The following is a 25,102-nucleotide window of genomic DNA, read 5'->3' as shown; positions in this document are numbered from 1 at the left end:
TAAATATAATCGTTATGATTTTATTTAATCACAACATAACAACAGGCGGGAAGACCATGAACATCAAGAAGGCAATAGAACGCGTACCCGGCGGCATGATGGTCGTGCCATTGGTTATCGGTGCCATTATCAATACCTTTGCCCCGCAGGCGCTGGAGATCGGCGGATTTACTACCGCGCTGTTTAAAAACGGCGCTGCGCCGCTGATCGGTGCATTCCTGCTGTGCATGGGCGCAGGGATCAGCGTCAAGGCGGCACCTCAGGCGTTATTGCAGGGCGGTACCATCACCCTGACCAAACTGCTGATCGCCATTGCGATTGGTCTCGGTGTTGAACACCTGTTCGGGGCTGAAGGGATCTTTGGCTTAAGTGGACTGGCGATTATTGCTGCCATGAGCAACTCGAATGGAGGGCTGTACGCGGCGTTAGTCGGCGAGTTCGGTAACGAGCGTGACGTCGGCGCAATCTCTATTCTGTCTCTAAATGACGGTCCTTTCTTTACAATGATCGCGCTGGGCGCCGCGGGAATGGCCAACATTCCGATCATGGCGCTGGTGGCGGTACTGGTTCCGCTGGTGGTTGGCATGATCCTCGGCAACCTCGATCACAACATGCGTGATTTCCTGACCAAGGGCGGGCCGCTGTTGATTCCGTTCTTTGCCTTTGCGCTGGGTGCCGGCATCAACCTCGAAATGCTGTTGCAGGGCGGTCTGGCGGGTATCCTGCTGGGAGTGTTGACTACATTCGTTGGTGGTTTCTTTAACATCCGCGCTGACCGACTGGTGGGCGGTACCGGAATTGCCGGAGCGGCAGCCTCCAGTACCGCCGGTAATGCCGTCGCAACGCCGCTGGCGATAGCCCAGGCTGACCCTTCGCTGGCGGAAGTCGCTGCCGCCGCCGCGCCATTGATTGCCGCTTCGGTGATCACCACCGCGATTCTGACGCCGATCCTAACCTCTTGGGTCGCAAAAAAGCAGGCCCGTCAGGTTGCTCAGGAGAATAAAGCATGAAAATGATCGTCATTGCCGATGATTTTACGGGCTCTAACGATACCGGCGTGCAACTGGCGAAAAAAGGCGCGCGTACGGAAGTGATGCTCACCCCGGCGCAGAAGCCTTCCCGTCGTGCTGATGTGCTGGTGATCAACACCGAGAGCCGGGCCGTTCCGGCGGAGCACGCTGCGCAGGCGGTTCAACAGGCGTTAGCGCCCTGGTGTGAAGGGGTCACTACGCCGCTGGTGTATAAAAAAATTGATTCTACATTTCGTGGCAACGTGGGCGCAGAGGTGACGGCGGCGATGCGTGCTGCTAACCGGACGCTGGCCGTGATTGCCGCGGCGATCCCCGCCGCAGGACGCACAACACGTGATGGACTGTGCCTGGTCAACGGCACCCCTTTACTGGAGACTGAATTTGCCAGCGATCCCAAAACGCCGATTATCTCTTCGCGCATTGCGGAACTGGTCACGCTACAAAGTGACATTCCGGTGCATGAAGTGGCGCTCGATGATGTCCGCCGTGGACGACTGAGCGCGCTGTTAGCTGCTTTCGCGGCAGAAGGCGAGTGCATGGTGGTGGTGGATGCAGTTGAAGACCGTGATTTGTCGATAATTGCGCATGCCATCTGCGAGCAGAAGGTACTGCCGTTGCTGGTCGGTGCAGCCGGACTCGCCAATGCGCTGCCGGTTAGTCTGTTCATGCAGGAAAAACAAGAGTTGCCGGTGCTGGTGGTCGCGGGTTCGATGAGTGAAGCCACGCGACGTCAGGTAGACAAGGCGCTGTGTCAGGACAGGGCAAAGGTTGTCGATATCGATGCCGCGCGGCTGGTTTCTGCCGATGTCGAGCTGGAGGTGGCGTCGGTGGTGGAGCAGGCCTGCGCGCTACTGAGCCGCCAGCATCATACGATTTTACGTACCAGCCGCAGCGCGGAAGACCGACAGATGATCGACACGCTGTGTGCCAGCGTGGGGATGAGCCGTCAGGCGCTTGGCGAACGGTTAAGCCAGCGTCTTGGCCTCATCACATTACGCATTATTGAGCAGGCGCGTATTGGCGGCCTGTTCCTGACAGGAGGGGATATTGCGACCGCCGTTGCCAGTGCGCTGGGGGCGGAAGGCTATCGCATTCAGAGCGAGGTGGCGCCGTGCATTCCGTGTGGAACGTTTGTGAACAGCGAGATTGACGATCTGCCGGTGATCACCAAAGCGGGAGGATTCGGCTCCGATAGCACCCTTTGTGATGCGCTTTATTTTATTGAGGAGATGTACAGTGGTAACTAAAACCGTCGCGATTACGATGGGCGATCCTGCGGGGATCGGCCCGGAAATTATTGTTAAAGCGCTCAGTGAAGATGAACTTAGCGGTGCGCCGCTGGTGGTGGTGGGGTGCCTGCAAACCCTGAAGCGGTTACAGGCCAACGGTCTGGCGGAAGGCGTGACGTTTCGCGCCATTACCCAGGTGGCGGATGCTCGATTTGCACCAGGCGTGATTCATGTAATTGATGAACCGCTGGCGCACCCGGAGGCGCTGGAGCCGGGTAAAGTACAGGCACAGGCGGGCGATCTGGCCTATCGTTGCGTAAAACGGGCAACGGAACTGGCGATGAAAGGCGACGTCCATGCCATTGCCACCGCGCCGTTGAACAAAGAAGCCCTGCACCTTGGCGGACACCATTTCCCGGGACATACCGAGCTGCTGGCGACGCTGACGGAAAGCCGCGACTACGCGATGGTGCTTTACACCGATAAGCTGAAAGTCATTCACGTTTCCACCCATATCGCCCTGCGTAAGTTCCTCGATACCCTGAACGGTCAGCGCGTGGAAACCGTCATTGGTATCGCCGATACCTTCCTGAAGCGCGTGGGTTATGCGCAGCCGCGTATAGCCGTGGCTGGGGTGAATCCGCATGCCGGTGAGAACGGGCTGTTTGGCGACGAGGAGATCCGCATCGTCGGTCCGGCGATTGAGAACATGAAAGCAAAGGGAATGGATGTTTACGGCCCATGCCCGCCGGACACGGTGTTTTTGCAGGCGTATGAAGGTCAGTATGACATGGTGGTGGCGATGTACCACGATCAGGGCCATATCCCGCTGAAGCTGCTGGGTTTTTATGATGGCGTCAACATCACCGCAGGTTTGCCGTTTATTCGCACCTCTGCCGATCACGGAACGGCATTTGATATCGCCTGGACGGGAAAAGCAAAATCTGAGAGCATGGCCGTATCGATTAAACTGGCAATGCAACTGGCATAATTCCCTGTTATGAAAGGACAACACCGTCTGGATCAGATTGTGGCGTATTTGAAAAATCATACGCTGGTTACCGTGGAACAACTGGTGGACGCCGTTGACGCCTCTCCGGCAACGATCCGCCGCGATCTGATCAAACTGGATCAACAGGGAGTGATCAGTCGCAGCCACGGCGGTGTGGCATTACGGCGCTTTGAAGCGGTGCAACCGACGACCAACGAGAAGCAACTGCGATCGCCCGCCGAAAAACGGGCGATTGCGCGTTATGCGGCCTCGATGGTACATGCGGGCGATGCCGTCGTTCTCGATGCCGGCACCACGATGCTGGAGCTGGCAAAATGTTTAACCCATCTTCCCCTCAGAGTCATTACCGTTGATCTGCACATCGCCCTGTTTTTATCCGAGTTTCGCCAGATAGAGGTGACCATTGTCGGTGGGCGAATTGATGACAGCAGCCAGTCATGTATCGGCGAGTTTGGCCGCAAAATGCTGCGCAGCGTCTATCCCGATATCGCGTTTATGAGCTGTAATACCTGGAGTATGGAAAAGGGCGTGACCACGCCGACAGAGGACAAAGCGGGACTGAAGCAGGAAATTATTGCCAATGCGCAGCGGAAAGTGCTACTGGCCGACAGCAGCAAATACGGGGCGCATTCGCTATTCAACGTCGCTTCTCTCAGTCGCTTTACCGACGTCATTACCGATGTTAATTTACCGCAAGCCGTGCAGGCCGAACTGAAAGCGCAATCCGTCGCCCTGACGCTGGTACAGCCTGAGTAACTAACGTTGGGATAACCCCAGGAGATGAGTGATGGGTAATGAAATACCACTGAAATATTATGACATTGTGGATGAGTATTCGACGGAGTGTGCGAAACCCGTAGAGGATTCAGAACACGAGCCTCTGGCGCGCTATTTTCAGTTACTGATTACGCGTTTGATGAATAACGAAGAGATCAGCGAAGAGGCGCAGCAAGAGATGGCCAGCGAAGCGGGCATTGACGCGCAACGCATCGATGAGATCGCGGAATTCCTCAATCGATGGGGAAATGAATAGTCTCTGCTCAGGAGCGCTGACGCGCTCCTGAGCGTTTTGCTTACACGCCCGGGATATTGCGCCCGTAGTAAATCTCACGCATCTCTTTCCACAGCGCAGCGGTAATCTCTTTACGCTCGGCTTCCGTTAAGTCTTCCGGTCTGGTGTGGAACATGTAGTGCTTAAGGTCGAACTCTTTAAGCAGCATTTTGGTATGGAAGATATTTTCCTGATACACGTTCACATCCACCATGTCATACAACGACTTCATATCCTCGGACATAAAGTTCTGGATGGAGTTAATCTCATGATCGATAAAGTGCTTCATTCCGTTGATATCACGGGTAAAGCCACGCACGCGATAATCGATGGTCACGATGTCGGATTCAAGCTGGTGGATCAGGTAATTCAGCGCCTTCAATGGGGAGATCACACCGCAGGTTGAAACCTCAATATCGGCGCGGAAGGTGCATAATCCGCCTTCCGGGTGGCTTTCCGGATAGGTATGCACGCAAATATGGCTCTTATCAAGATGGGCGACCACCGTTTCCGGCAGCGGGCCGGGATGCTCGGTCTTATCAATTAACTGTGGATCGACAGGTTCTTCGCTCACCAGAATGGTGACGCTGGCACCCTGAGGTTCGTAATCCTGACGGGCGATATTCAGGATATTGGCGCCGATGATAGAGCAGGTTTCTGACAGAATTTCGGTCAGGCGGTTGGCGTTATAGAGTTCGTCGATATAGGCGATGTATCCGTCGCGCTCTTCGGCGGTTTTGGCATAGCAGATATCGTAAATACAAAAACTCAGACTTTTAGTCAGGTTGTTAAAGCCATGTAGTTTCAGTTTTTTCAATTTCTTATCTTCTCCTTAGGACGATGCTGTCGCCAGCGCGTCTTGCAGATACTGAGGTAAGGCAAACGCTGCCGTGTGGATTGCCGGGTTGTAATAGCGGCACGCCAGACCGGAGGTGTGAAAACGTGCCTGAATGATTTCAGTCGACAGGTGGCGCAAGGCTGCATTATCGGTCGCCCATGCGAAGGTCATGATACCGCCGAAGTAAGTGGGGATCGCCGCCTGGTAGAAGCCGACGTCGGCGAAGTAATGGCTGAGCTTACGATGGCTGTCGAGGGCTTCATCCTGTTGCAGGAAGCAGACGCCGTTTTGGGCGACAAAGATCCCACCCGGATTCAGGCAGCGTTTACAGCCTTCGTAAAAGGCCGAGGTGAACAGACTCTCACCGGGACCGATCGGATCGGTGCAATCTGAGATGATCACATCAAAGGTTTTCTGCGTCTGATTAACGAAGTTCACGCCGTCGTCAATCACCAGCGTAAAGCGTGGATCGTCATAGCTACCGGCGTTGTGGTTGGGCAGATACTTGCGGCAGAACGAGACCACGCCAGCATCGATTTCCACCATCGTGATGGTTTCAACGTTTTTGTGCCGGGTGACTTCGCGCAGCATTGCACCGTCGCCACCGCCGATAATCAGTACGTGCTTCGCATGGCCATGAGCCATCAACGGAACGTGCGTCATCATTTCATGATAGATAAACTCATCGCGCTCGGTGGTCTGCACCACGCCATCCAGCGCCATTACGCGGCCAAAGGCGGCGTTTTCAAAGATGATGAGATCCTGATGCGCGGTTTTCTCGTGATAAAGAACGTTATCGACGGCAAAGTACTGCCCAAACTGGTCGTGTAGCGTTTCATGCCACTGTGGTTTTTCGGCCATAGGGTGATGCCTCCTTTGTTAACACCCGTAAAAAAAGGGCGCAACATCATAGCTAACAATGACCGCTGATGCACGGTCATTATTTCAGCAATATGGCCGGAGGTTATTTGACGTAAGCCAGCAGGCTAAGGGAGTCGCGCGCCAGCGCTTTGCATTTTTTGGCAACAGGGATACCGATACCGCTGAGATCGCGATAGCTGTCTTCGCCGAGGGATTTCATATCGAAGGTGTCGTAATTGCTGAGGTCCCACTGATTTTGTTGAGCAAAAAAGACCAGCGCGCGACGAATCTGCCCATTGGGTAAATTCTGGTAGCCGCAGTCATTTTTCAGAAAGACAAAAACGGCCGTCAAATCGGCCATATCTTCGGCTTCAGATTCACTGAGCGCATAGCTGTTTGCGCATACGGCCATCAGGCTGCCGAACAACACGGTTCTGAAAAACGTCTTCATTGCTTCTACCACTGCATCACGGAAAGTCAACGTTAGCATACTGGAGACGATGCGACGACTTTTATTATCTATTAAGTGATGTCACTGGCTTGACCTTGCCGTAAGGGGAGGGTCTATGCTCAGGGATTAGCGTTATTTCGCCTGCAGCAAAATAAGGAAATAAATATGCAACGTCGTGATTTCTTAAAATATTCTGTGGCTATGGCGGTGACGTCTGCCTTGCCGCTCTGGAGCCGCGCTGTCTTTGCCGCCGAACGCCCTGCATTGCCCATTCCCGAGCTTCTCACCGCCGACGCGCGTAACCATATCTCGCTGATGGCGAAAGCCGCCCAGTCGACCTTCTCCGGAAAAACGGCAACCACCTGGGGTTATAACGGTAATCTGCTCGGGCCCGCGCTGAAGCTGCAAAAAGGTAAAGCGGTCACGGTGGATATCCACAACCAGCTTCAGGAAGAGACCACGCTGCACTGGCATGGACTCGAAGTGCCGGGTGAGGTGGATGGTGGGCCGCAGGGGATTATCCCGGCGGGCGGGAAACGTACCGTTACGTTTACGCCGGATCAGCGGGCGGCGACCTGCTGGTTTCACCCCCATCAGCATGGGAAAACCGGGCATCAGGTGGCGATGGGCTTAGCGGGTCTGGTTCTGATTGAAGATGAAGAGATTCATAAGCTGCTGTTGCCGAAACAGTGGGGGATCGACGATGTGCCGGTCATCGTGCAGGACAAACGGTTTAACGCCGACGGGCAGATTGATTATCAGCTTGATGTAATGACGGCTGCCGTAGGCTGGTTTGGCGACACGCTGCTGACCAACGGCGCCATTTATCCGCAACATGCCGCGCCGCGCGGCTGGTTACGCCTGCGTTTGCTTAACGGCTGTAACGCCCGCTCACTCAATTTCGCCGCCAGCGATAAGCGTCCGTTGTATGTCGTTGCCAGTGACGGCGGACTGCTGGCGGAACCGGTCAAAGTTAACGAACTGCCTGTGCTGATGGGGGAGCGTTTTGAAGTGCTGGTGGACGTCAGTGACGGTAAACCGTTTGATTTGGTTACCCTGCCGGTCAGCCAGATGGGGATGGCGATTGCGCCATTTAATGAGCCGCATCCCGTTTTGCGTATTCAGCCAATTGCGGTGAACGCTTCCGGGACGCTGCCTGACACGCTGACGTCAATGCCTGCGCTGCCTTCCGTTGATGGGCTGACGGTACGTAATCTGCAACTGTCGATGGATCCGATGCTCGATATGATGGGCATGCAGATGCTGATGAAAAAGTATGGCGACCAGGCGATGAGCGGAATGGCGCACGGGCAGATGCAGGGACATAGGGGCAACATGCAGCACGGTGACATGGGGCATATGAATCACGGTGGGTCATTCGATTTCCACAACGCCAATAAGATCAACGGTGTGGCTTTTAATATGAACAAACCGATGTTCGCGGCGAGCAAAGGGAAGATTGAACGCTGGGTGATTTCCGGTGTGGGCGATATGATGCTGCATCCGTTCCATATTCACGGCACGCAGTTCCGCATCCTGTCTGAAAACGGCCAGACGCCAGCGGCACATCGTGCGGGCTGGAAAGATACCGTTCGGGTGGAAGATGGCATCAGCGAGGTGTTAGTGAAATTTGATCATGCCGCGCCCGAAGAGCATGCCTATATGGCTCACTGTCATCTGCTGGAACATGAAGATACCGGAATGATGTTAGGCTTTACGGTATAAGCGACCCTGAGGGCGATTCCGGCTTTCCCGGAGTTCGCCCTCCATCAGAGATGAGATTAATACCATTCTCATCTGTAATCTCTGAAAATAGATTTTGGGTGGTACATTTATTCATGTCACCGGATATACTCGCGAAATCGAATCATTAAACCTGAGGTGAAAAATGGATATTTTCCGTAAAATTGTAGCGGCGTCTTTTGCTATGTTAGTGGCGATTTCTGCTCATGCCGGAATGGACATGGAGCGAAAAAACTTTCCTGAGCTGAAGTTAAGCATCGAAATTCCGCAAACGCTGACACCTATGTCGGCGGAAATGGCGAAAATTAAGTACCCGTCCGAGAATCGTCCGCAGATCATTTATGGCGATGAGAGAGGTAAAGCCTCACTGGGGGTGACGGCGGGTCGCAACGCACTGCCTGCCGCGCAGTTGGATATGATGAAAGATGCGTTGCTAAAAATGTTAGCTAACTACAAACCGGAGGCGGAAGCCGTTACGGTGGACGGGCATAAAGCATGGTTACTGACGTTCCGCTCTCAGGCTGCGGATAGCGAAATTCTGAATCTGATGCTGATTACCAGCGAAGACAATAAAGCCGTCCAGGTTGCCTTTAATATGACTAAGGATTTAGTTGACCAGTATCAGGATGTTGCAAAAGCATCATTAATGTCGCTGAAGTTTGACTAATCATTATCGCTGAATATCAACATGCGCCCGCAGCTATCGCGGGCGTTTTGCTTTTTTCTGTATATTAATTTCTGCTAATAATCTTCTTTCGACTGCACATTCATTATATTTATCATTCATCGGCATAAAAAACGTGAAGCTTGTGAATGGGGATTCCCCCCGTTATTTTATTTCTCTATCCGATAAATCGTGGACCAGCGCGGGAAAGGGAAGCGACGCTGAATAATTCAGTGGCATCAGCCCTTCACGCCATAAGTGAGAGAGGGATTGCATTCATGTCCGTACAACTTGATGTCAAAGATTTTGGCGCGACGGGCGATGGCCTCGTCAAAGACACTCAGGCGCTGCAAAGCGCCATCGATAGCGGGGCGGCACAGGGGGTTCCGGTTGTTATTTCTCCGGGGACTTACCTGGTCGGCTCGTTATTCCTGAAGGAAGGCAGCCAACTCCATTTCGCGCAGGGCGCGACGCTACTGGGGTCGACGGATATTGCCGACTATCCGGAGATCCCAACGCGTGTGGCGGGTGTTGAAATGATATGGCCTGCGGCGATAGTGAATGCCATTGAGGTGAACAACATTGCTATTTCAGGACATGGCAGGATCGATGGTCAGGGCGCGCACTGGTGGGATCTCTACTGTGGCGCAGATAAAGTGAGCGGGCTGCGCGTTGACTATGACAATAAAGGATTGCGCTGGATAGCGGACTATCTCATTAAGCGACCGCGCGCCTGCCTGATTTACAAAGCCGAAAACGTCTCGATTACCGATTTAACCTTTGAACGCGCCGGGTTCTGGAATTTACAGATAACCTATGCCAATAACGTGGTCGTCAGCGGGGTGACTATTCGGGATAACCATGGGCCGAGCACAGATGGCATTGACATTGACTCCTCCCGCCATGTCCGCGTCACGCAATGCGATGTATCGTGCGGCGACGATTGCATCGTGATCAAGTCGGGTCGCGATGGGGATGGATACCAGGTTGGGCGAATAGCCGAAGATATTGAAATCGACCACTGCATTATTCGCTCGGGCTACGGTGTGACGCTGGGCAGTGAAGTTAGCGGCGGAATACGCAACGTCTACGTGCACGATATTACCTTCGAAAACTCTGACTGTGGGTTGCGCATGAAGTCGTCGAAGGAGCGGGGTGGGTTTGTTGAAAATGTGGTCGTGGAAAACCTACGGATGCGTAATGTGCAATTTCCTTTCTCCTGGATTATGGACTGGCACAACGCCTATAACCGCAAACGGTTCGACAATATTGCTGAGTTGCCCGAAGCCTGGCAGGCGGTGGCGAGGCAGATCCCGGAACATTTACAGATGACCAAAGTGCGTAATATCCGTATCAGCCATGTCGATGCCACGCTGGAGGCGGATTATCGCTTACCGGCGCGCGCGTTTGATCTGGTAGCCTTTGCGGAGAAACCGATGGAGGATATTCGGTTTAGCCATTGCCGGATCGAGGCGAAAGAGTTTGGGCGTATTGTGGCGGTCAATCATTTGCGCTTTGATGACGTTGTTGTCTCTGTAGCGGGTGAAAATGACGGCGTGAATGATACGTTTGACAATCGCTAAAGTAAAAAAGACAGCGTGGGATCTCCACGCTGTCTTTGCTGCAAAATAGGCCGTGTTACTTCGCGTCGTCAGGTAGCGTGTAAGCCACAATATAATCGCCCATCTTCGTACCAAACGAGCCGTGGCCGCCGGCCGAAATCACGACATACTGTTTGCCGTTCACTTCATAGGTCATTGGCGTAGCTTGCCCACCAGCCGGTAGACGGCCCTGCCACAGCTTTTCACCGTTGCTCATGTCATAGGCGCGCAGGTAGTTATCCGCCGTGGCGGCAATAAACAGCACGTTGCCCGCCGTTGAGATAGGGCCGCCCAGCATCGGCATCCCCATATTGAACGGTACCGGAACCGGCATCGGGAACGGCATGCTGTCCTGCGGTGTGCCAATACGTTTTTTCCAGACCACGTCGTTAGTCTTCAGATCCAGCGCGGAGATGTAACCCCAGGCCGGCTGTTTACACGGCAGACCAAATGGAGAAAGGAATGGGTTCAGCGTCACGCCAAACGGCACACCATACTGTGGCTGAATGCCGGATTCGCTACCAGTGCCTTGTGCGTCTTTCGGCTGTTCCATCGGATTACCCGGACCGCGTGGGATCAGCTTAGAGACGAACGGCAGTGCCATTGGGTTAGCAATTGCTACCTGGCGGTTAGGATCGACCGAAATACCTCCCCATTCGAACATCCCGAGGTTACCCGGGAATACCAGCGTGCCTTGCTCAGACGGCGGGGTAAAAATGCCTTCATAACGCAACTGGTGGAACATCACGCGGCACACCAGCTGGTCGAACATGGTGGCGCCCCACATATCCGCGCCGGTCAGATCTTTTTTCGGGCGGAAACTCAGGTCAGAGAACGGCTGCGTTTTGCTGACATAATCGCCCTTTGCGGCACCCTGGGGCACCGGTTTTTCCGGTGCCGGAACCACCAGTTCACCCGTACGGCGATCGAGAACAAAAATATTACCGGTTTTCGCGGGCGCATAGATGACCGGGACTTTTTCACCTTTGACGGTGATATCCGCCAGCGTCGGCTGGGACGGCATATCCATATCCCACAGATCGTGGTGAACGGTCTGGTAGCTCCAGGCAAGCTTACCGGTGGTGGCGTTCAGCGCCACAATTGAACTGGCATAGCGTTCCTGCTCTGGCGTCCGGTTGCCCCCCCAGATATCTGGCGTGGTCACGCCCATCGGCAGATAAACCAGATCCAGTTTTGCGTCATAGGCCGCTGGTGCCCAGGAATTGGGAGAGTTAAAGGTAAAGGTGTGCTCATCGGAAGGGATCGCATTCGGGTCTTTCGCACCCGGATCGAAGGCCCACAGCAGTTTACCGTTATTCACGTCAAAACCACGAATCACACCGGAGGTTTCACGGGTGGAGAAATTATCCGTGACCGAACCGGCAATCACAATGGTGGTGTCGGTGATAATCGGCGGCGACGTCGGTTCATACAGCCCCGGCGTGGTGTCCGGCATATTGGTCTGCAGATTCAGAATACCTTTGTTGGCAAAGGTTTCGCACAGCTTGCCGGTTTCCGCATTCAGCGCAAACAGACGACCATCGTTGACCGGCAGGATGATACGACGCGGACAGTCGGCAATCACCTCCGCAGAGGCGTTATCGACTTTCGCTTCATGATACGACACGCCGCGACAGGTCACGTGCTGGAAACTGGTGTTGGTATTGAGTTGCGGATCGAAATGCCACTTTTCTTTACCGGTAGCGGCATCGAGCGCGAACAGACGCTGGTGCGCGGTACAAAGATACAGCGTGTCGCCGACTTTAATGGGCGTCACTTCATTGGTGATTTCACCCGGATCGTTCGGCTGCTTCAGGTCGCCGGTGCGGAACACCCACGCTTCTTTCAGACGGTGAACGTTATCAGCGTTGATCTGCTTGAGCGGCGAGAAGCGTTGGCCTTCCTGATTGCGACCATACGCAGGCCAGTCATTATCGGAGATCGTGGAGATGGGGTCGGCTGGCGTCGCGTCGGCGCTCAGCGTACCGTGGATTTCCTGCGGGTCATTGAAGCCCGCCCAGGTCAGGATCCCCCCGCTAATCAGCAGGGCCACCACCAGTGCTGCCACTGCACCCCGGGAAGGGACAATCAGGCGATGCCAGACGAACGGTAAAATCAGCCAGATGCCGAAGAAGACCAGGATGTCACTGCGCGGCGTGAGCGCCCAAAAGTCGAACCCAACTTCCCAGACGCCCCAGATCAGGGTGGCAAGGAGCAGCGCGGCATAGAGCCACAGCGCAGAACGCTGGCTGCGCCAGAGCATGACGGCGACGCCCAACATGACAAGACCGGCGATCGGATAGTACCAGGAGCCGCCGATGGCGACCAGCCAGCCTCCGCCGATCAGGAGATACAGCCCGCTAAGTGCTGCAAAGAGGGCCGTTAACACCACGAGGAGTCGTGGTGAACGTGCGTTGTTATCTGCCATAAAAATACACCATCTCAATTTGTTAATTTTTTAGTAGCAATTAATTATAGGATTTAACAAGTGTGACCGTCATCACAAAATGAGCTTTATTAAGAGATGCCGCGAATAAATACTTTTACTGGTATACTGCGTGCCTTGCGCTTCGATGCTGTCCTGGTAAGAGCAGGCATGGAGTGATTTGTTTTTAAATCATATGGTTAGAGATATGAAACATACTGTAGAAGTCATGATCCCCGAAGCGGAGATCAAAGCGCGGATTGCCGAACTGGGTCGTCAGATTACTGAACGTTATAAAGACAGCGGCAGTGACATGGTGCTGGTGGGTCTGCTGCGGGGTTCATTCATGTTTATGGCGGATCTGTGCCGTGAAGTGCAGGTATCTCATGAAGTCGATTTTATGACCGCCTCCAGCTACGGTAGCGGCATGTCCACCACCCGTGACGTCAAGATCCTCAAGGATCTCGATGAAGACATTCGCGGCAAAGACGTGCTGATTGTGGAAGACATCATCGACTCCGGCAACACACTGTCGAAAGTGCGTGAAATCCTGAGCCTGCGTGAACCGAAATCTCTGGCGATTTGCACCCTGCTGGATAAACCTTCCCGTCGTGAAGTGAATGTACCTGTGGAATACGTCGGTTTCTCTATTCCGGATGAGTTTGTGGTGGGCTACGGTATTGACTACGCTCAGCGCTATCGTCATCTGCCGTATGTCGGCAAAGTGGTGCTGCTGGACGAGTAAGCGTAAAAAGCCGGTAACATCCCGGCGTTGACTGGATACATCCCCGATGCCTGATCGGGGATGTTTTTATTTGTGGTTGATGTGTTTCTGGCTGAGGTTAGAAACGCCCTGGCGATAACGCTGCTCCAGGGTGGCACGGCTGGTCGCGGTCACTTCCAGATCGCGCAGCAGGCCATCGTGAATACCGTATGCCCAACCGTGGATAGTCACTTTCTGACCCCGTTTCCAGGCTGATTGCATAATGGTGGAGTGGCCCAGGTTATACACCTGTTCCATGACGTTCAGTTCACACAGCGTATCCATACGACGCTCTTGCGGCATTTCACCAAGCAATGAGCTATGTTTGAACCAGATATCACGGATGTGCAGTAACCAGTTGTCGATGAGACCCAGTTCCGGGTTTTCCACCGCCGCCTGAACACCACCACACCCATAGTGACCACAGATAATAATGTGTTCAACTTCGAGGACATCAACGGCATACTGAACAACAGAGAGACAGTTGAGATCGGTGTGGATGACCAGGTTGGCCACGTTACGGTGTACAAATAATTCGCCCGGTTCGAGACCGGTTAAACGTTCTGCGGGAACGCGACTGTCGGAACATCCAATCCATAGAAAGCGCGGTTTTTGCGCTTGCGCCAGTTTCTCAAAAAATCCGGGATCCTCTTCCACCAGCATTTTTGACCATAGTGCATTGTTGCTGATGAGTGTATCTATGTCTTTCATGGAGGTTAACGACCTGTAACCAAATAAGTGCGTTGGGCTAATATAGGGCAACTCCGGGATTATTTAAACCACATATAAAGTGTAAGAACGTAAGGTAAGCAGAAATTTATGACCATTGCACTGGAACTTCAACAACTTAAAAAAACCTATCCGGGTGGCGTTCAGGCGCTTCGCGGGATAGATTTGCAGGTCGAAGCGGGTGATTTTTACGCACTTCTGGGACCGAACGGGGCAGGAAAGTCGACCACGATTGGCATCATCAGCTCGCTGGTGAACAAATCTTCCGGGCGCGTCAGCGTCTTTGGCTACGATCTCGAAAAAGATGTCGTCAACGCCAAACGTCAGTTGGGACTGGTGCCGCAGGAATTTAACTTTAACCCGTTTGAGACCGTGCAACAGATTGTAGTTAATCAGGCGGGCTACTACGGCGTGGAGCGCAAAGAAGCGATTGAGCGTAGCGAAAAGTATTTAAAACAGCTCGATCTATGGGAAAAACGCAACGAACGCGCACGTATGTTATCCGGTGGGATGAAGCGCCGTTTGATGATCGCCCGTGCGCTGATGCATGAGCCGAAGCTGCTGATCCTTGATGAACCGACTGCGGGTGTCGATATTGAACTACGCCGCTCAATGTGGGGTTTTTTGAAGGATTTAAACGACAAAGGCACCACGATCATACTGACTACTCACTATCTGGAAGAGGCAGAAATGCTCTGTCGCAACATAGGGATTATTCAGCACGGCGAGCTGGTCGAAAACACCTCAATGAAAAATCTGCTTTCTAAGCTCAAATCCGAAACCTTCATTCTCGATCTGGCGGCGAAAAGCCCTCTGCCTAAGCTTAATGGCTACCAGTATCGTCTGGTTGATACGTCAACGCTGGAAGTAGAAGTCCTGCGTGAGCAGGGGATCAACAGCGTGTTCAGCCAGTTAAGCGAGCAGGGCATCCAGGTACTGAGTATGCGTAACAAAGCGAACCGCCTTGAGGAGCTGTTTGTATCACTGGTTCATGAAAAACAAGGAGATCGCGCATGATGCAGCTTTACTGGGTCGCACTAAAAAGCATCTGGGCGAAAGAGATTAACCGCTTTATGCGGATCTGGGTGCAGACGCTGGTGCCGCCCGTCATCACCATGACGCTCTATTTTATTATCTTTGGTAACCTGATTGGCTCACGCATTGGCGAGATGCACGGTTTCAGCTATATGCAGTTTATCGTGCCGGGTCTGATCATGATGGCGGTGATCACCAATGCGTACGCCAACGTCGCGTCGTCATTCTTTAGCGCCAAGTTCCAGCGCAACATTGAAGAACTGCTGGTTGCGCCGGTACCGACACACGTGATTATCGCCGGTTTTGTCGGTGGTGGGGTAGCGCGTGGACTGTGCGTCGGGATTCTGGTGACGGCGATTTCACTGTTCTTTGTTCCGTTTCAGGTGCATTCGTGGCTGTTTGTGGCGCTGACGCTGGTTCTGACGGCGATTCTCTTTTCGCTGGCGGGTCTGTTGAACGCCGTGTTTGCGAAAACCTTTGATGACATCAGCCTGATCCCGACCTTTGTGCTGACGCCGCTGACCTATCTTGGCGGGGTATTCTATTCCCTGACGCTGCTGCCGCCGTTCTGGCAGGGCTTATCGCAACTGAACCCGATCGTCTATATGATAAGCGGCTTCCGCTACGGCTTCCTCGGCATACACGACGTCCCGCTGGTGACCACGTTTGGCGTGCTGGTGGTCTTTATTGTGGCGTTCTATCTATTGTGCTGGTCCTTAATCCAGCGCGGACGCGGGTTGCGTAGCTGAGTGTTTCACCCTCTTCTCCCTGTGAGGAGAGGGCGATTTTTGACCATTGTCATCATTCTCTATTTGTCACTCTGATAAACTACTTGCCTGCTAATGAGGTGAGAAATGCTAGGCTGGGTCATTACCTGTCATGACGATAAGGCTGAAGAACTGCTGAGCCTTATGGAAAAAAAACACGGCCCGTTGGCGCAATGCCGGGCGGTGAATTTTTGGCGCGGATTGAGTGCGAACATGCTGAGTCGGATGATGTGTGACGCGTTGCACGCTACCGATTCCGGTGATGGCGTCATCTTTCTGACCGACTTGCCTGGTGCGGCGCCATACCGTGTGGCATCGCTCATGAGCCATAAACATCCGCAGTGTGAAGTGATCTCTGGCGTGAATGCGACGCTGCTGGGACACATGATTTCATCACGGGAATCTATGAGTAGTCAGGCGTTTCGCGACCAGATCGTTGCCCTTGGTGGGCCAGAGGTGACCAGCCTTTGGCATCAGCAACAGAAAAATCCCCCCTTTGTTTTGCTGCATGATTTGTATGAGTATTAAACTTTCTTATTAATGTGGTGAATTGATACAATCGCCGCGTTGCTTCTTGCCCGGTCATTGTTAATGATGAAATATTTGCTCCTGTTGTTGCTGTCTCTCTCTACAGTCGTCAGTGCGACGTTGCCTGCTCGCTATATGCAAACGACTGAAGATGCGGCCATTTGGGCACAAATTGGCGATGACATGGTGACCGTGGGAAACATTCGCGCCGGGCAGATTATTTCGGTCATTCCGGTCGTGGCGGACTATTACGAATTCAAATTCGGCTTCGGCACCGGGTTCATTGATAAGGGGCATCTGGAACCTGTACAGGGTAAACAACGCGTTGAGGACAGCCTCGGCGATCTCAATAAACCGCTCAGTAATCAGAATCTGATCACCTGGCAAGCCACTCCCGTGTATAACGCACCGAATGTTGGCAGTGCGCCGTTTGGCGTACTGGCTGATAACCTGCGTTACCCGATCATCAGCAAACTGAAAGATCGGCTAAATCAAACCTGGTATCAGATCCGCATTGGCGATCGGCTGGCATGGATCAGTGCCCTCGACGCCCAGGAAGACCGTGGATTGCCGGTGCTGACCTATCACCACATTCTACGCGATGAAGAGAACACCCGTTTTCGCCATACCTCCACCACCACATCCGTTCGCGCCTTCAGCAACCAGATGACCTGGTTGCGCGATCGTGGTTACAGCACGCTGACGATGGCGCAACTGGAAGGCTATGTGCGTAACAACATGAACCTGCCCGCGCGGGCGGTGGTGATTACCTTTGATGACGGCCTGAAATCGGTGAGCCGATATGCTTATCCGGTGCTGAAACAGTATGGGATGAAGGCCACGGCGTTTATTATCTCGTCGAGAATTAAAGTTCACCCGCAAAAATGGGATCCCAAATCGTTGCAGTTCATGAGCATTTCAGAGCTTAAGGGCATTCGCGACGTGTTTGATTTTCAATCGCATACGCACTTTTTACATCGGGTCGACGGCTATCACCGCCCCATTCTGCTCAGTCGCAGCCATCACAATATTCTGTTTGATTTCGAACGCTCCCGGCGTGCGCTAACCCCGTTTAATCCACAGGTGCTTTATCTCTCTTATCCGTTTGGCGGTTATAACGCGACGGCGGTCAAAGCCGCAGAAGAGGCAGGGTTCCATCTGGCGGTGACGACAGTGAAAGGGAAGGTGAAGCCGGGGGATAACCCGTTCTTGCTTAAACGCTTATACATCTTAAGAACGGATTCACTGGAGACCATGTCGCGGCTGATCAGCAATCAGCCGCAGGGGTAGTTCGCTTACGCAACCTGAACCGGAATCGCTTTTGCGGTGCGTTTCATTTCGTTGTCGCCTTCGAAGTAAGCGACCTTAGGCTGCCAGCGGCGCGCTTCTTCATCAGACATGGTCACGAAGCTGGCGATGATCACAATGTCGCCCACGCTGGCACAGTGTGCCGCAGCGCCGTTGACGGAGATGATTCTGGAGCCGCGTTCGGCGGCAATCGCGTAAGTGGAGAAGCGTTTGCCGTTGCTCACGTTCCAGATATCGATGGCTTCATTTTCGAGGATCCCCGCGGCATCCAGAAAATCCTGATCGATGGCGCAGGAACCTTCATAGTGCAGGTCCGCCTGAGTTACTTTCACGCGGTGGAGTTTGCCCTGCAGCATAGTGCGAATCATAACGTCTACCTTAAACTCGTATCGATAACGAAGCAGATCGAAATCTGCTTTGAGAAATTTCTCAGGCAGTATTGCCCGATTTTTAACCCCTGTCTACTGGGTTAATACAACCGTCTGATTGTCAATTAACCGTGCCTGACCGAGCCAGGCGGCAACCAGAATCACCGCACGCTGGCTGCTTTCAGTCAGCTCAAGCAGCGTGTCAGCATCGCGGATCTGAATGTCATCGGGGCGGAAGCCTTTTTCCGTCAGCTCCTGTTCAGCGATGGTAATAATTTCTTCCAGTTCACGCTCGCCGGCCTGCAGTTTTTCGCCAATGCGGCTCATCACTTTATACAAACCCGGGGCAATTTTTCGTTGTTCGGCCGTCAGATAACCGTTGCGCGAACTCAGGGCTAAACCGTCCTTGGCGCGAATAATTGGCACGCCAACGATCTCAATGTCGTAACCCATATCGGCAACCATTTTGCGGATGAGCGCCAGTTGCTGGAAGTCTTTCTCGCCAAAGCAGGCGACGTCCGGCTGTACCAGATTGAACAACTTGCTGACGATGGTTGAAACCCCACGGAAATGGCCCGGGCGGCTGGCGCCTTCCAGCATCGTCGAGAGGCCGGGGACATCCACGTATGTCTGCCCGTCGGTGCCCTGCGGATAGATTTGGTCCGGCGCGGGAGCAAAGACGAAATCCACTTTACGCTTGTTCAGTTTTTCGCAGTCTTCCTGCAACGTGCGCGGGTAACGCACCAGATCGTCCGGACGGTCAAACTGCATCGGGTTAACGAAAATACTCACCACCACGATATCCGCGCGGGCTTTGGCTTCATCAACCAGCTTCATATGGCCATCATGCAGGTTGCCCATCGTCGGGACCAGCGCAATGCGTTTCCCTTCCTGACGGGCTCTGCGGATATGCTGGCGCAGCAGCGGCAGGGTTTCAATAATCAGCACAACAAGACTCCTTAATGGAAACTGTGTTCTTCGCCCGGATAGACGCCGGACTCAACTTCAGCAATATACTGCCGTACCGCAGCGCGCATGTCGCCTGCTTGCGTAAGGAAATTTTTGGCAAATTTCGGAATATGACCACCGGTAATGCCAAAGGCATCGTGCATGACTAAGATTTGTCCGTCGGTTACGTTGCCAGCACCGATGCCGATAACCGGAATGGAGAGCGCGTCAGTCACGCGTTTGGCAAGCTCAACCGGAACGCATTCCAGCACAATGAGCTGCGCGCCCGCAGCTTCCAGCGCCAGGGCATCATCTAACAAAATTTGTCCGGCATCGCCACGCCCCTGAATTTTATAGCCACCGAAGATATTGACCGACTGCGGGGTCAATCCCAAATGTCCGCAAACCGGCACTGCACGATCGGTGAGCATTTTTACGGTCTCGACCAGCCAGGCCCCGCCTTCAATCTTGACCATGTTCGCGCCTGCGCGCATGACGATAGCCGAATTTTCAAAGGCCTGTTCCGGCGTCGCGTAAGCCATAAACGGCAGATCGGCGAGCAGCAGGCAATTTGGTGCGCCACGACGCACCGCCCGCGTGTGGTAAGCGATATCTTCCACGGTAACGGGCAGGGTGGAGTCATGCCCTTGTACCGTCATCCCTAGGGAATCTCCGACCAGCATCACATTGATTCCTTCGTCGGCAAATAGTCTGGCGAAACTGAAGTCATAGGCAGTAATGGTGGCGAAGCGCTTTTTCTCTTGTTTGCACTTCTGCAACAGGGAGATGGTGGTCGGTTTCATAACATTTCCTGATGGTGAACGTCATATTTACCGGCATTCTAACAGTCACATTCAGGGGGGCAATTGTTTTAAGCAACTGTTTGCGCGAAAGCAATAAACAGGAAATGAGGTGAGGGTCATTACCAGCGTGCGGGTTTTTCTGCACCAAGGTGAGCGAGTATCTGTTGCAGTGAGGTACCGTCAGGGAAGTGCAGGTCAGGGGCGATTTCAAACAGCGGCCAGAGCATAAAACCGCGATTTTTCATATCGTAGTGTGGCACGGTCAGCCGTTCGCTGTTAATGACGCGATCGCCAAACAGCATGATATCCAGATCTAACGTGCGCGGTCCCCAGCGTTCGGCCTTACGTACCCGGCCCTGCTGGAGTTCGATGCGCTGGGTGTGGTCGAGCAGAGCGTCCGGCTCGAGCGTCGTTTCCAGCGCCACGGCGGCGTTCAGATAATCAGGCTGATCCTGCGGACCCAGCGGTGGGGTTCGATAAAAAGAAGAGATAGCGACAATCTGGCTGTCGGGGATTTCGCCTATCGCGTTGACGGCAGCATTGACCTGCTCCAGCGGAGAGGCCAGATTGCTGCCCACTGCGATATAAACGAGGGTCATGCTGTTCCTTCACGACGCGGTGCCCGTTTGCGCGGACGACGGTGACGGCGGCGCGGCGACGGATCTTCATCCAGCTCGTTCAGCATGCCTTTTTGCTCTGGTGGCGCAGAAACCTGGAATTCGCCCCACCACTGCGCCAGACGCTGAAGTTCGGCATTGTTTTCCACTTCGGCACGCAGAGCGAGTAAATCATACGCGGCGCGGAATTTCGGATGCTCCATCAGCTTCCACGCACGTTTACCCTGACGACGGGACATACGCAGTTGCAACTGCCAGATATCGCGGGTCAGCGAAGTGAGACGTTTCGGGATCGCCAGCGAACGGCAGGCTTCATCAAGCACTTCATTCATTGCCAGCGCAAACGCGTCATAATAGGCCAGACCGCTTTCCTGGGCGATTTTCTGCGCCATTTCCAGCAGCGGATACCAGAACATCGCGGCAAACAGGAAGGCCGGATTAACGCGCATATCGTTATGAATGCGGTTATCGGTGTTTTTCAGTACCTGCGCGATGATACGTTCCATTGCGCTATCGCCATTCTCGGTGAAATAGCGAGTGATGGTCGGAAACAGCGGCTGGAACAGGCTGTATTCGCGCAGCTTTTTATAGGTTTCATAGCCATAGCCCGCCTGTAGCAGCTTAAGCGCTTCTTCAAACAGACGTGCGGGCGGGATATCGTTAAGCAGCGTTGCCAGGCGAGGGATTGGTTCTGCCGTTTCCGGGCTGATCTTCATATCGAGCTTGGCGGCGAAACGCACGGCGCGCAGCATCCGCACCGGATCTTCGCGATAGCGGGTTTCCGGGTTGCCGATCAGCCGAATCACGCCATCTTCCAGATCCTGCATGCCGCCGACATAGTCGCGAACGGTGAAATCGGCGACGCTGTAATAAAGGCTGTTAATGGTGAAGTCACGGCGCTGAGCGTCTTCTTCGATGGAGCCGAAAATGTTATCGCGCAGCAGCATGCCGTTTTGTCCGCGCTGGGAGGTCGTGCGGTCGCTTTCGCTGCCTTCGTGGTGACCACGGAAGGTGGCGACTTCAATAATTTCCGGGCCAAACATAACGTGTGCAAGACGGAAACGGCGGCCTACAAGGCGGCAGTTGCGAAACAGTTTGCGCACCTGATCAGGCGTCGCATTGGTCGTGACGTCAAAATCCTTCGGTTTTTTGCCGAGCAGAAGGTCACGGACGCCACCGCCAACCAGCCAGGCTTCATAGCCCGCTTTATTGAGCCTGTACATTACCTTCAGGGCGTTTTCACTGATATCTTTGCGTGAAATAGCGTGCTGCTCGCGCGGGATGACCGTCATACGTGGACGGGCGACGGCAATTTCGGCCTCGCTCTCCTCGCGGCTTAGCACCTTGCGGCAAAAATTAGCGACTCGGGTAAAAATAGTGCACCTCGGTAGTGTCAAACAATATTCAGAATTCAGTTCAAATCATGTGCTGTGTAAAAATAGCGGCTAATCATAGCTCAGCACGACGTATTTGAGAATGCCGGATTTACAATCGCCGAGTCGGGCACCGTCGAAAGCGTCCAGTTGGCAACGGCTGACGCCAGAATCTCGTCTACACGCATCTCCTGCCACAGGAAATCGGTCTGTTGGCCGAGAAACCGTAGCGCGTCAATGAGAACAGGGCGCGGATCGCCTTTCGGCAACGCTGGGGCATGATTCTGTTTGGAAAGTTTAGCGCCCTGCGCATTGAGCGCCAGCGGCAGATGAATATAGTCCGGTGGCGTCCAGCCGAACTGCTGGTAAAGCGAAATTTGTCGTACCGTCGGTTCAATCAAATCGGCACCGCGCACGATTTCGCTCACGCCCTGAAAATGGTCATCCACCACCACCGCCAGGTTGTAAGCGAATAAGCCATCACGGCGATGGATAATAAAATCTTCTCTCGCCAGTCGCTCGTCAGCCTGTATGTCTCCGCGCAGCCGATCGCAAAAATGGGTGACGGGATGCTGCTGTTTAATCCGCACCGCCGCCCGTTCCGGGCCGTGATGCAGCTCGCGGCAATGACCATCATAAATTCCGCCGATGCTCTGGATCCGTGCGCGGGTACAGGTGCAGTAGTAGCTCAGCCCACGGTCGTATAACCAGGCGAGCGCTTCGCGGTAGGCATCATGGCGCTGTGATTGCCATACTATGTCGCCATCCCAGTAGAGGCCGTAATGTTCCAGTTGACGCAGAATAGTGTCAGCGGCACCGGGAACTTCACGAGGGGGATCAATATCTTCTATACGTACTCGCCATATACCCTGACGGGCGCGAGCCTGTAAGTAGCTGCCCAGCGCTGCAATGAGGGAGCCAAAGTGCAGTTCGCCGGACGGTGAGGGGGCGAATCGGCCAATATAGTGTGAGTCAGTCATCTTTGCGTAAAAATGAACAGGCGGGGAAAGCCCCGCCTGTTGTAAACGTTTCAAACGCCAGGCCTTAGCCGGCCATTTGTTTTTCGCGAATTTCAGCTAGCGTTTTGCAGTCGATACACAGATCGGCTGTTGGACGCGCTTCCAGGCGACGAATACCGATTTCCACACCGCAGGATTCGCAGTAGCCGAAATCTTCGTCTTCAACCTTCTTCAGCGTTTTCTCGATCTTTTTGATCAGTTTGCGCTCACGGTCACGGTTACGCAGTTCGAGGCTGAACTCTTCTTCCTGTGCGGCACGGTCCACCGGATCCGGGAAGTTGGCAGCTTCGTCCTGCATATGAGTAACGGTGCGATCGACTTCATCCCTAAGTTGATTACGCCATGCTTCAAGAATACGCCTGAAGTGCGACAGCTGGGCTTCGTTCATATACTCTTCGCCCGGTTTCTCCTGGTACGGCTCCACCCCAGCGATGGCGAGAATACTCAGGGACGATGTTTTACGGTTTTGCCCTTCTTGCATGTTGCTTCTCCTTAACACGCACTATCGATCCCCATGTTCGGGGGAAAAATCAGGTCGCTATAAATAGCAGATGCTTTTCAGGATAGCAATTAACTAAACGTAACACTTGACAACCCTGTGAGGAAAAGCGTATTTGCGCACGCGACCAGAATACTAAATAACCAGTTCTTTACGACACGATAAAGTGACAGTTAATGGCTCTATCAGAGTCATACTATCGGCAGAAAGTTCCGCTTTATAAACCAGAATTTCTACCCCCTTACGCTGTGCTTCGAACAATAGTTGCGCATATTTCGCGTCAATATGGCGCGCGGGTGAAAACCGTGTAATGGCGGAGTGCAGGACGGCAAAGAAAATCACTGCGCGTTTGCCCTCAGCCGCTACGCTCATCAGTTCCCGAAGATGTTTCTGACCTCGTTCAGTGATGGCATCGGGAAAATAACCAAAATCCTTTTCCGCTAACGTTACCGATTTCACTTCAATATAGCAGTCAGGCCGTGAATCTGCCTGTAACATAAAATCAATGCGGCTTCGTTCGGCGCCGTATTTTACTTCGCTTTTCAGCGTGGAATAGCCTGAAAGTTCTGAAACTCGCCCCTGTTCAATGGCCTCTTTCGTCAGCCTGTTCGCCCATAATGTATTCACACAAATTAACGCGCCCGTCTGGGTTTGCGTTAATTCCCAGGTGTGCGGATATTTGCGTTTACTATTGTCTGACGTCGAATACCAGACCGTATCACCAGGCGTTGCACACCCGGTCATCGCCCCCGTGTTGGGGCAGTGTAGCGTGAGTTCAGTCCCGTCAGGTGTGATCACATCGGCTAAAAAGCGTTTATACCGCTGAACCAGCGTCGCGCGCTGGAGAGGGGGAGTAAATTGCATCACGCATTTCCTTAAATTAGTCGGTGAGCGTCCAGCGCTGAAGTTTGGTGTAACGCGTGCGTCCTCGGGAAAAAGAAGAGGCATACAGGGCAAATTCCGTCACCGGAAATGACCAGCCAAAGCCAGGCGGCGGGATCGCCACGGCGTGGCTGGCATCGCGAAGCAGCGTTACGTGAGGGTGAAACGGCTGCGGACTCTGATAACAACCGCTGCGCGCCGCCTGGGCTCGCAGAATATTGGCCAGTTGCAACAGCCCACGCGGAGACTGACGCGTCCCCAGCCAGACCACGCGAGAGCGTAACCACTGTCCGGCATCATCGAGATTGAGCGTAAAACCGGGCTGACGAATGCGTCCGGCAAGGGCGATCAGCGCCTGTTGTTTGTCAGCGCTCACATCGCCTAAAAACGCCAGCGTTAAATGCAGGTTTTCAGCCGCGACGAGGCGCCCCGCTTCTGGAGGAAAATGAGTCGCCCGCCACGAGATAATTTGCTCACGTACAGTTGCAGGCAGTTCGATGGCAAAGAATAGCCGTTTCGGCTCAGACATCTTAGGTACTCGGTTATGAATTAACGCG

At 53.6% G+C, this 25,102-nt stretch carries 27 protein-coding genes; 13 read left to right on the top strand and 14 right to left on the bottom strand.

All coding sequences use genetic code 11. From position 1 onward, the window contains the following. Positions 1–56 precede the first annotated feature (56 nt). Genes KE671_RS10175 through KE671_RS10155 form a run of 5 tightly spaced genes read left to right on the top strand, consistent with a single transcriptional unit; the run spans position 57 to position 4,305 of the window. Positions 57–1,010, top strand: coding sequence for a 2-keto-3-deoxygluconate permease 1 (locus tag KE671_RS10175; protein ID WP_061076447.1), 954 nt, complete (start codon positions 57–59; stop codon positions 1,008–1,010). After that, the gene (dtnK, locus tag KE671_RS10170; RefSeq protein ID WP_206162854.1) at positions 1,007–2,278 is read left to right on the top strand and encodes a D-threonate kinase; all 1,272 of its coding nucleotides are present in this window, start codon (positions 1,007–1,009) and stop codon (positions 2,276–2,278) included. Before KE671_RS10175 ends, dtnK begins: the two co-directional genes overlap by 4 nt. Beyond that, the gene (locus tag KE671_RS10165; RefSeq protein ID WP_206162853.1) at positions 2,268–3,251 is read left to right on the top strand and encodes a D-threonate 4-phosphate dehydrogenase; all 984 of its coding nucleotides are present in this window, start codon (positions 2,268–2,270) and stop codon (positions 3,249–3,251) included. Before dtnK ends, KE671_RS10165 begins: the two co-directional genes overlap by 11 nt. Positions 3,252–3,260: 9 nt before the next feature. Next, positions 3,261–4,028: a DeoR/GlpR family DNA-binding transcription regulator gene (locus KE671_RS10160; protein WP_206162852.1), complete on the top strand. Its 768-nt coding sequence runs from the start codon at positions 3,261–3,263 to the stop codon at positions 4,026–4,028. Positions 4,029–4,059: 31 nt separating this feature from the next. Further along, a complete protein-coding gene (locus tag KE671_RS10155; RefSeq protein WP_206162851.1) occupies positions 4,060–4,305 on the top strand; it encodes a YmjA family protein in 246 nt (81 codons plus the stop codon). A 40-nt stretch (positions 4,306–4,345) separates the two neighbouring features. Here the strand turns inward: KE671_RS10155 and speD are convergent, their stop codons facing one another. The 3 genes from speD to KE671_RS10140 all read right to left on the bottom strand — a co-directional run bounded on the left by speD (position 4,346) and on the right by KE671_RS10140 (position 6,473). After that, on the bottom strand, positions 4,346–5,140 hold the full coding sequence (gene speD / locus KE671_RS10150) for an adenosylmethionine decarboxylase (protein WP_206162850.1): 795 nt from the start codon (positions 5,138–5,140) through the stop codon (positions 4,346–4,348). A gap of 15 nt (positions 5,141–5,155) precedes the next feature. Continuing rightward, complete coding sequence (gene speE / locus KE671_RS10145; RefSeq protein WP_206162849.1) at positions 5,156–6,022, bottom strand: polyamine aminopropyltransferase; 867 nt, start codon at positions 6,020–6,022, stop codon at positions 5,156–5,158. Positions 6,023–6,125: 103 nt separating this feature from the next. Continuing rightward, the gene (locus tag KE671_RS10140) at positions 6,126–6,473 is read right to left on the bottom strand and encodes a YacC family pilotin-like protein (RefSeq protein ID WP_000846617.1); all 348 of its coding nucleotides are present in this window, start codon (positions 6,471–6,473) and stop codon (positions 6,126–6,128) included. Positions 6,474–6,638: 165 nt separating this feature from the next. On the opposite strand from KE671_RS10140, the gene cueO reads away from it, so the two are divergent. The 3 genes from cueO to KE671_RS10125 all read left to right on the top strand — a co-directional run bounded on the left by cueO (position 6,639) and on the right by KE671_RS10125 (position 10,463). Next, complete coding sequence (cueO, locus tag KE671_RS10135) at positions 6,639–8,198, top strand: multicopper oxidase CueO (RefSeq protein WP_206162848.1); 1,560 nt, start codon at positions 6,639–6,641, stop codon at positions 8,196–8,198. Positions 8,199–8,361: 163 nt separating this feature from the next. Further along, positions 8,362–8,883, top strand: a complete 522-nt coding sequence (locus KE671_RS10130; protein WP_102602596.1) for a hypothetical protein — start codon at positions 8,362–8,364, stop codon at positions 8,881–8,883. 275 nt (positions 8,884–9,158) lie between these two features. Then, positions 9,159–10,463 (top strand): glycoside hydrolase family 28 protein, encoded by a 1,305-nt coding sequence (locus KE671_RS10125; protein WP_206162847.1) that lies wholly within the window; start codon positions 9,159–9,161, stop codon positions 10,461–10,463. A 55-nt stretch (positions 10,464–10,518) separates the two neighbouring features. On the opposite strand, the gene KE671_RS10120 is transcribed toward KE671_RS10125, so the two are convergent. Beyond that, positions 10,519–12,909 carry a glucose/quinate/shikimate family membrane-bound PQQ-dependent dehydrogenase gene (locus tag KE671_RS10120; protein WP_206162846.1) on the bottom strand — a complete coding sequence of 797 codons (2,391 nt, stop codon included), beginning with the start codon at positions 12,907–12,909 and terminating at the stop codon, positions 10,519–10,521. A 205-nt stretch (positions 12,910–13,114) separates the two neighbouring features. Here KE671_RS10120 and hpt point away from each other — a divergent pair, with 205 nt between their 5' ends. Next, positions 13,115–13,651, top strand: a complete 537-nt coding sequence (gene hpt / locus KE671_RS10115) for a hypoxanthine phosphoribosyltransferase (RefSeq protein WP_181683154.1) — start codon at positions 13,115–13,117, stop codon at positions 13,649–13,651. Positions 13,652–13,717: 66 nt separating this feature from the next. Here the strand turns inward: hpt and can are convergent, their stop codons facing one another. Then, positions 13,718–14,380, bottom strand: coding sequence for a carbonate dehydratase (gene can / locus KE671_RS10110; protein ID WP_206162845.1), 663 nt, complete (start codon positions 14,378–14,380; stop codon positions 13,718–13,720). Positions 14,381–14,488: 108 nt separating this feature from the next. Here can and KE671_RS10105 point away from each other — a divergent pair, with 108 nt between their 5' ends. From KE671_RS10105 to KE671_RS10090, 4 genes are all read left to right on the top strand, one after another. Beyond that, complete coding sequence (locus KE671_RS10105) at positions 14,489–15,415, top strand: ABC transporter ATP-binding protein (protein ID WP_206162844.1); 927 nt, start codon at positions 14,489–14,491, stop codon at positions 15,413–15,415. Then, positions 15,412–16,182 carry an ABC transporter permease gene (locus tag KE671_RS10100; protein WP_195295301.1) on the top strand — a complete coding sequence of 257 codons (771 nt, stop codon included), beginning with the start codon at positions 15,412–15,414 and terminating at the stop codon, positions 16,180–16,182. Before KE671_RS10105 ends, KE671_RS10100 begins: the two co-directional genes overlap by 4 nt. Positions 16,183–16,287: 105 nt before the next feature. Further along, positions 16,288–16,728, top strand: coding sequence for a PTS sugar transporter subunit IIA (locus KE671_RS10095; RefSeq protein WP_206162843.1), 441 nt, complete (start codon positions 16,288–16,290; stop codon positions 16,726–16,728). Between the two features lie 63 nt (positions 16,729–16,791). Beyond that, complete coding sequence (locus KE671_RS10090; protein ID WP_206162842.1) at positions 16,792–18,018, top strand: polysaccharide deacetylase family protein; 1,227 nt, start codon at positions 16,792–16,794, stop codon at positions 18,016–18,018. A 5-nt stretch (positions 18,019–18,023) separates the two neighbouring features. On the opposite strand, the gene panD is transcribed toward KE671_RS10090, so the two are convergent. From panD to thpR, 9 genes are all read right to left on the bottom strand, one after another. Further along, on the bottom strand, positions 18,024–18,404 hold the full coding sequence (gene panD / locus KE671_RS10085) for an aspartate 1-decarboxylase (protein ID WP_042323756.1): 381 nt from the start codon (positions 18,402–18,404) through the stop codon (positions 18,024–18,026). A 93-nt stretch (positions 18,405–18,497) separates the two neighbouring features. Continuing rightward, positions 18,498–19,352: a pantoate--beta-alanine ligase gene (panC, locus tag KE671_RS10080; protein WP_206162841.1), complete on the bottom strand. Its 855-nt coding sequence runs from the start codon at positions 19,350–19,352 to the stop codon at positions 18,498–18,500. Between the two features lie 11 nt (positions 19,353–19,363). Next, a complete protein-coding gene (gene panB, locus KE671_RS10075; protein ID WP_206162840.1) occupies positions 19,364–20,155 on the bottom strand; it encodes a 3-methyl-2-oxobutanoate hydroxymethyltransferase in 792 nt (263 codons plus the stop codon). A gap of 119 nt (positions 20,156–20,274) precedes the next feature. After that, positions 20,275–20,754, bottom strand: a complete 480-nt coding sequence (folK, locus tag KE671_RS10070; protein ID WP_206162839.1) for a 2-amino-4-hydroxy-6-hydroxymethyldihydropteridine diphosphokinase — start codon at positions 20,752–20,754, stop codon at positions 20,275–20,277. Next, complete coding sequence (gene pcnB, locus KE671_RS10065) at positions 20,751–22,148, bottom strand: polynucleotide adenylyltransferase PcnB (protein WP_205685287.1); 1,398 nt, start codon at positions 22,146–22,148, stop codon at positions 20,751–20,753. The genes folK and pcnB overlap by 4 nt, the downstream gene beginning before the upstream one ends. 80 nt (positions 22,149–22,228) lie before the next feature. Beyond that, on the bottom strand, positions 22,229–23,125 hold the full coding sequence (gene gluQRS, locus KE671_RS10060) for a tRNA glutamyl-Q(34) synthetase GluQRS (protein WP_206163235.1): 897 nt from the start codon (positions 23,123–23,125) through the stop codon (positions 22,229–22,231). Between the two features lie 64 nt (positions 23,126–23,189). Then, positions 23,190–23,645 carry an RNA polymerase-binding protein DksA gene (dksA, locus tag KE671_RS10055; RefSeq protein WP_003829221.1) on the bottom strand — a complete coding sequence of 152 codons (456 nt, stop codon included), beginning with the start codon at positions 23,643–23,645 and terminating at the stop codon, positions 23,190–23,192. A 153-nt stretch (positions 23,646–23,798) separates the two neighbouring features. Further along, on the bottom strand, positions 23,799–24,527 hold the full coding sequence (sfsA, locus tag KE671_RS10050) for a DNA/RNA nuclease SfsA (RefSeq protein ID WP_206162838.1): 729 nt from the start codon (positions 24,525–24,527) through the stop codon (positions 23,799–23,801). Between the two features lie 16 nt (positions 24,528–24,543). After that, positions 24,544–25,074: an RNA 2',3'-cyclic phosphodiesterase gene (thpR, locus tag KE671_RS10045; protein WP_206162837.1), complete on the bottom strand. Its 531-nt coding sequence runs from the start codon at positions 25,072–25,074 to the stop codon at positions 24,544–24,546. Positions 25,075–25,102: the final 28 nt, after the last annotated feature.

The organism is Citrobacter amalonaticus, from assembly GCF_018252635.1.
In the GTDB taxonomy this organism is placed as follows: domain Bacteria; phylum Pseudomonadota; class Gammaproteobacteria; order Enterobacterales; family Enterobacteriaceae; genus Citrobacter_A; species Citrobacter_A amalonaticus_E.
The sequence above is the reverse complement of the archived record's forward strand: the minus strand, read 5'-3'. Positions and strand labels throughout refer to the sequence as shown.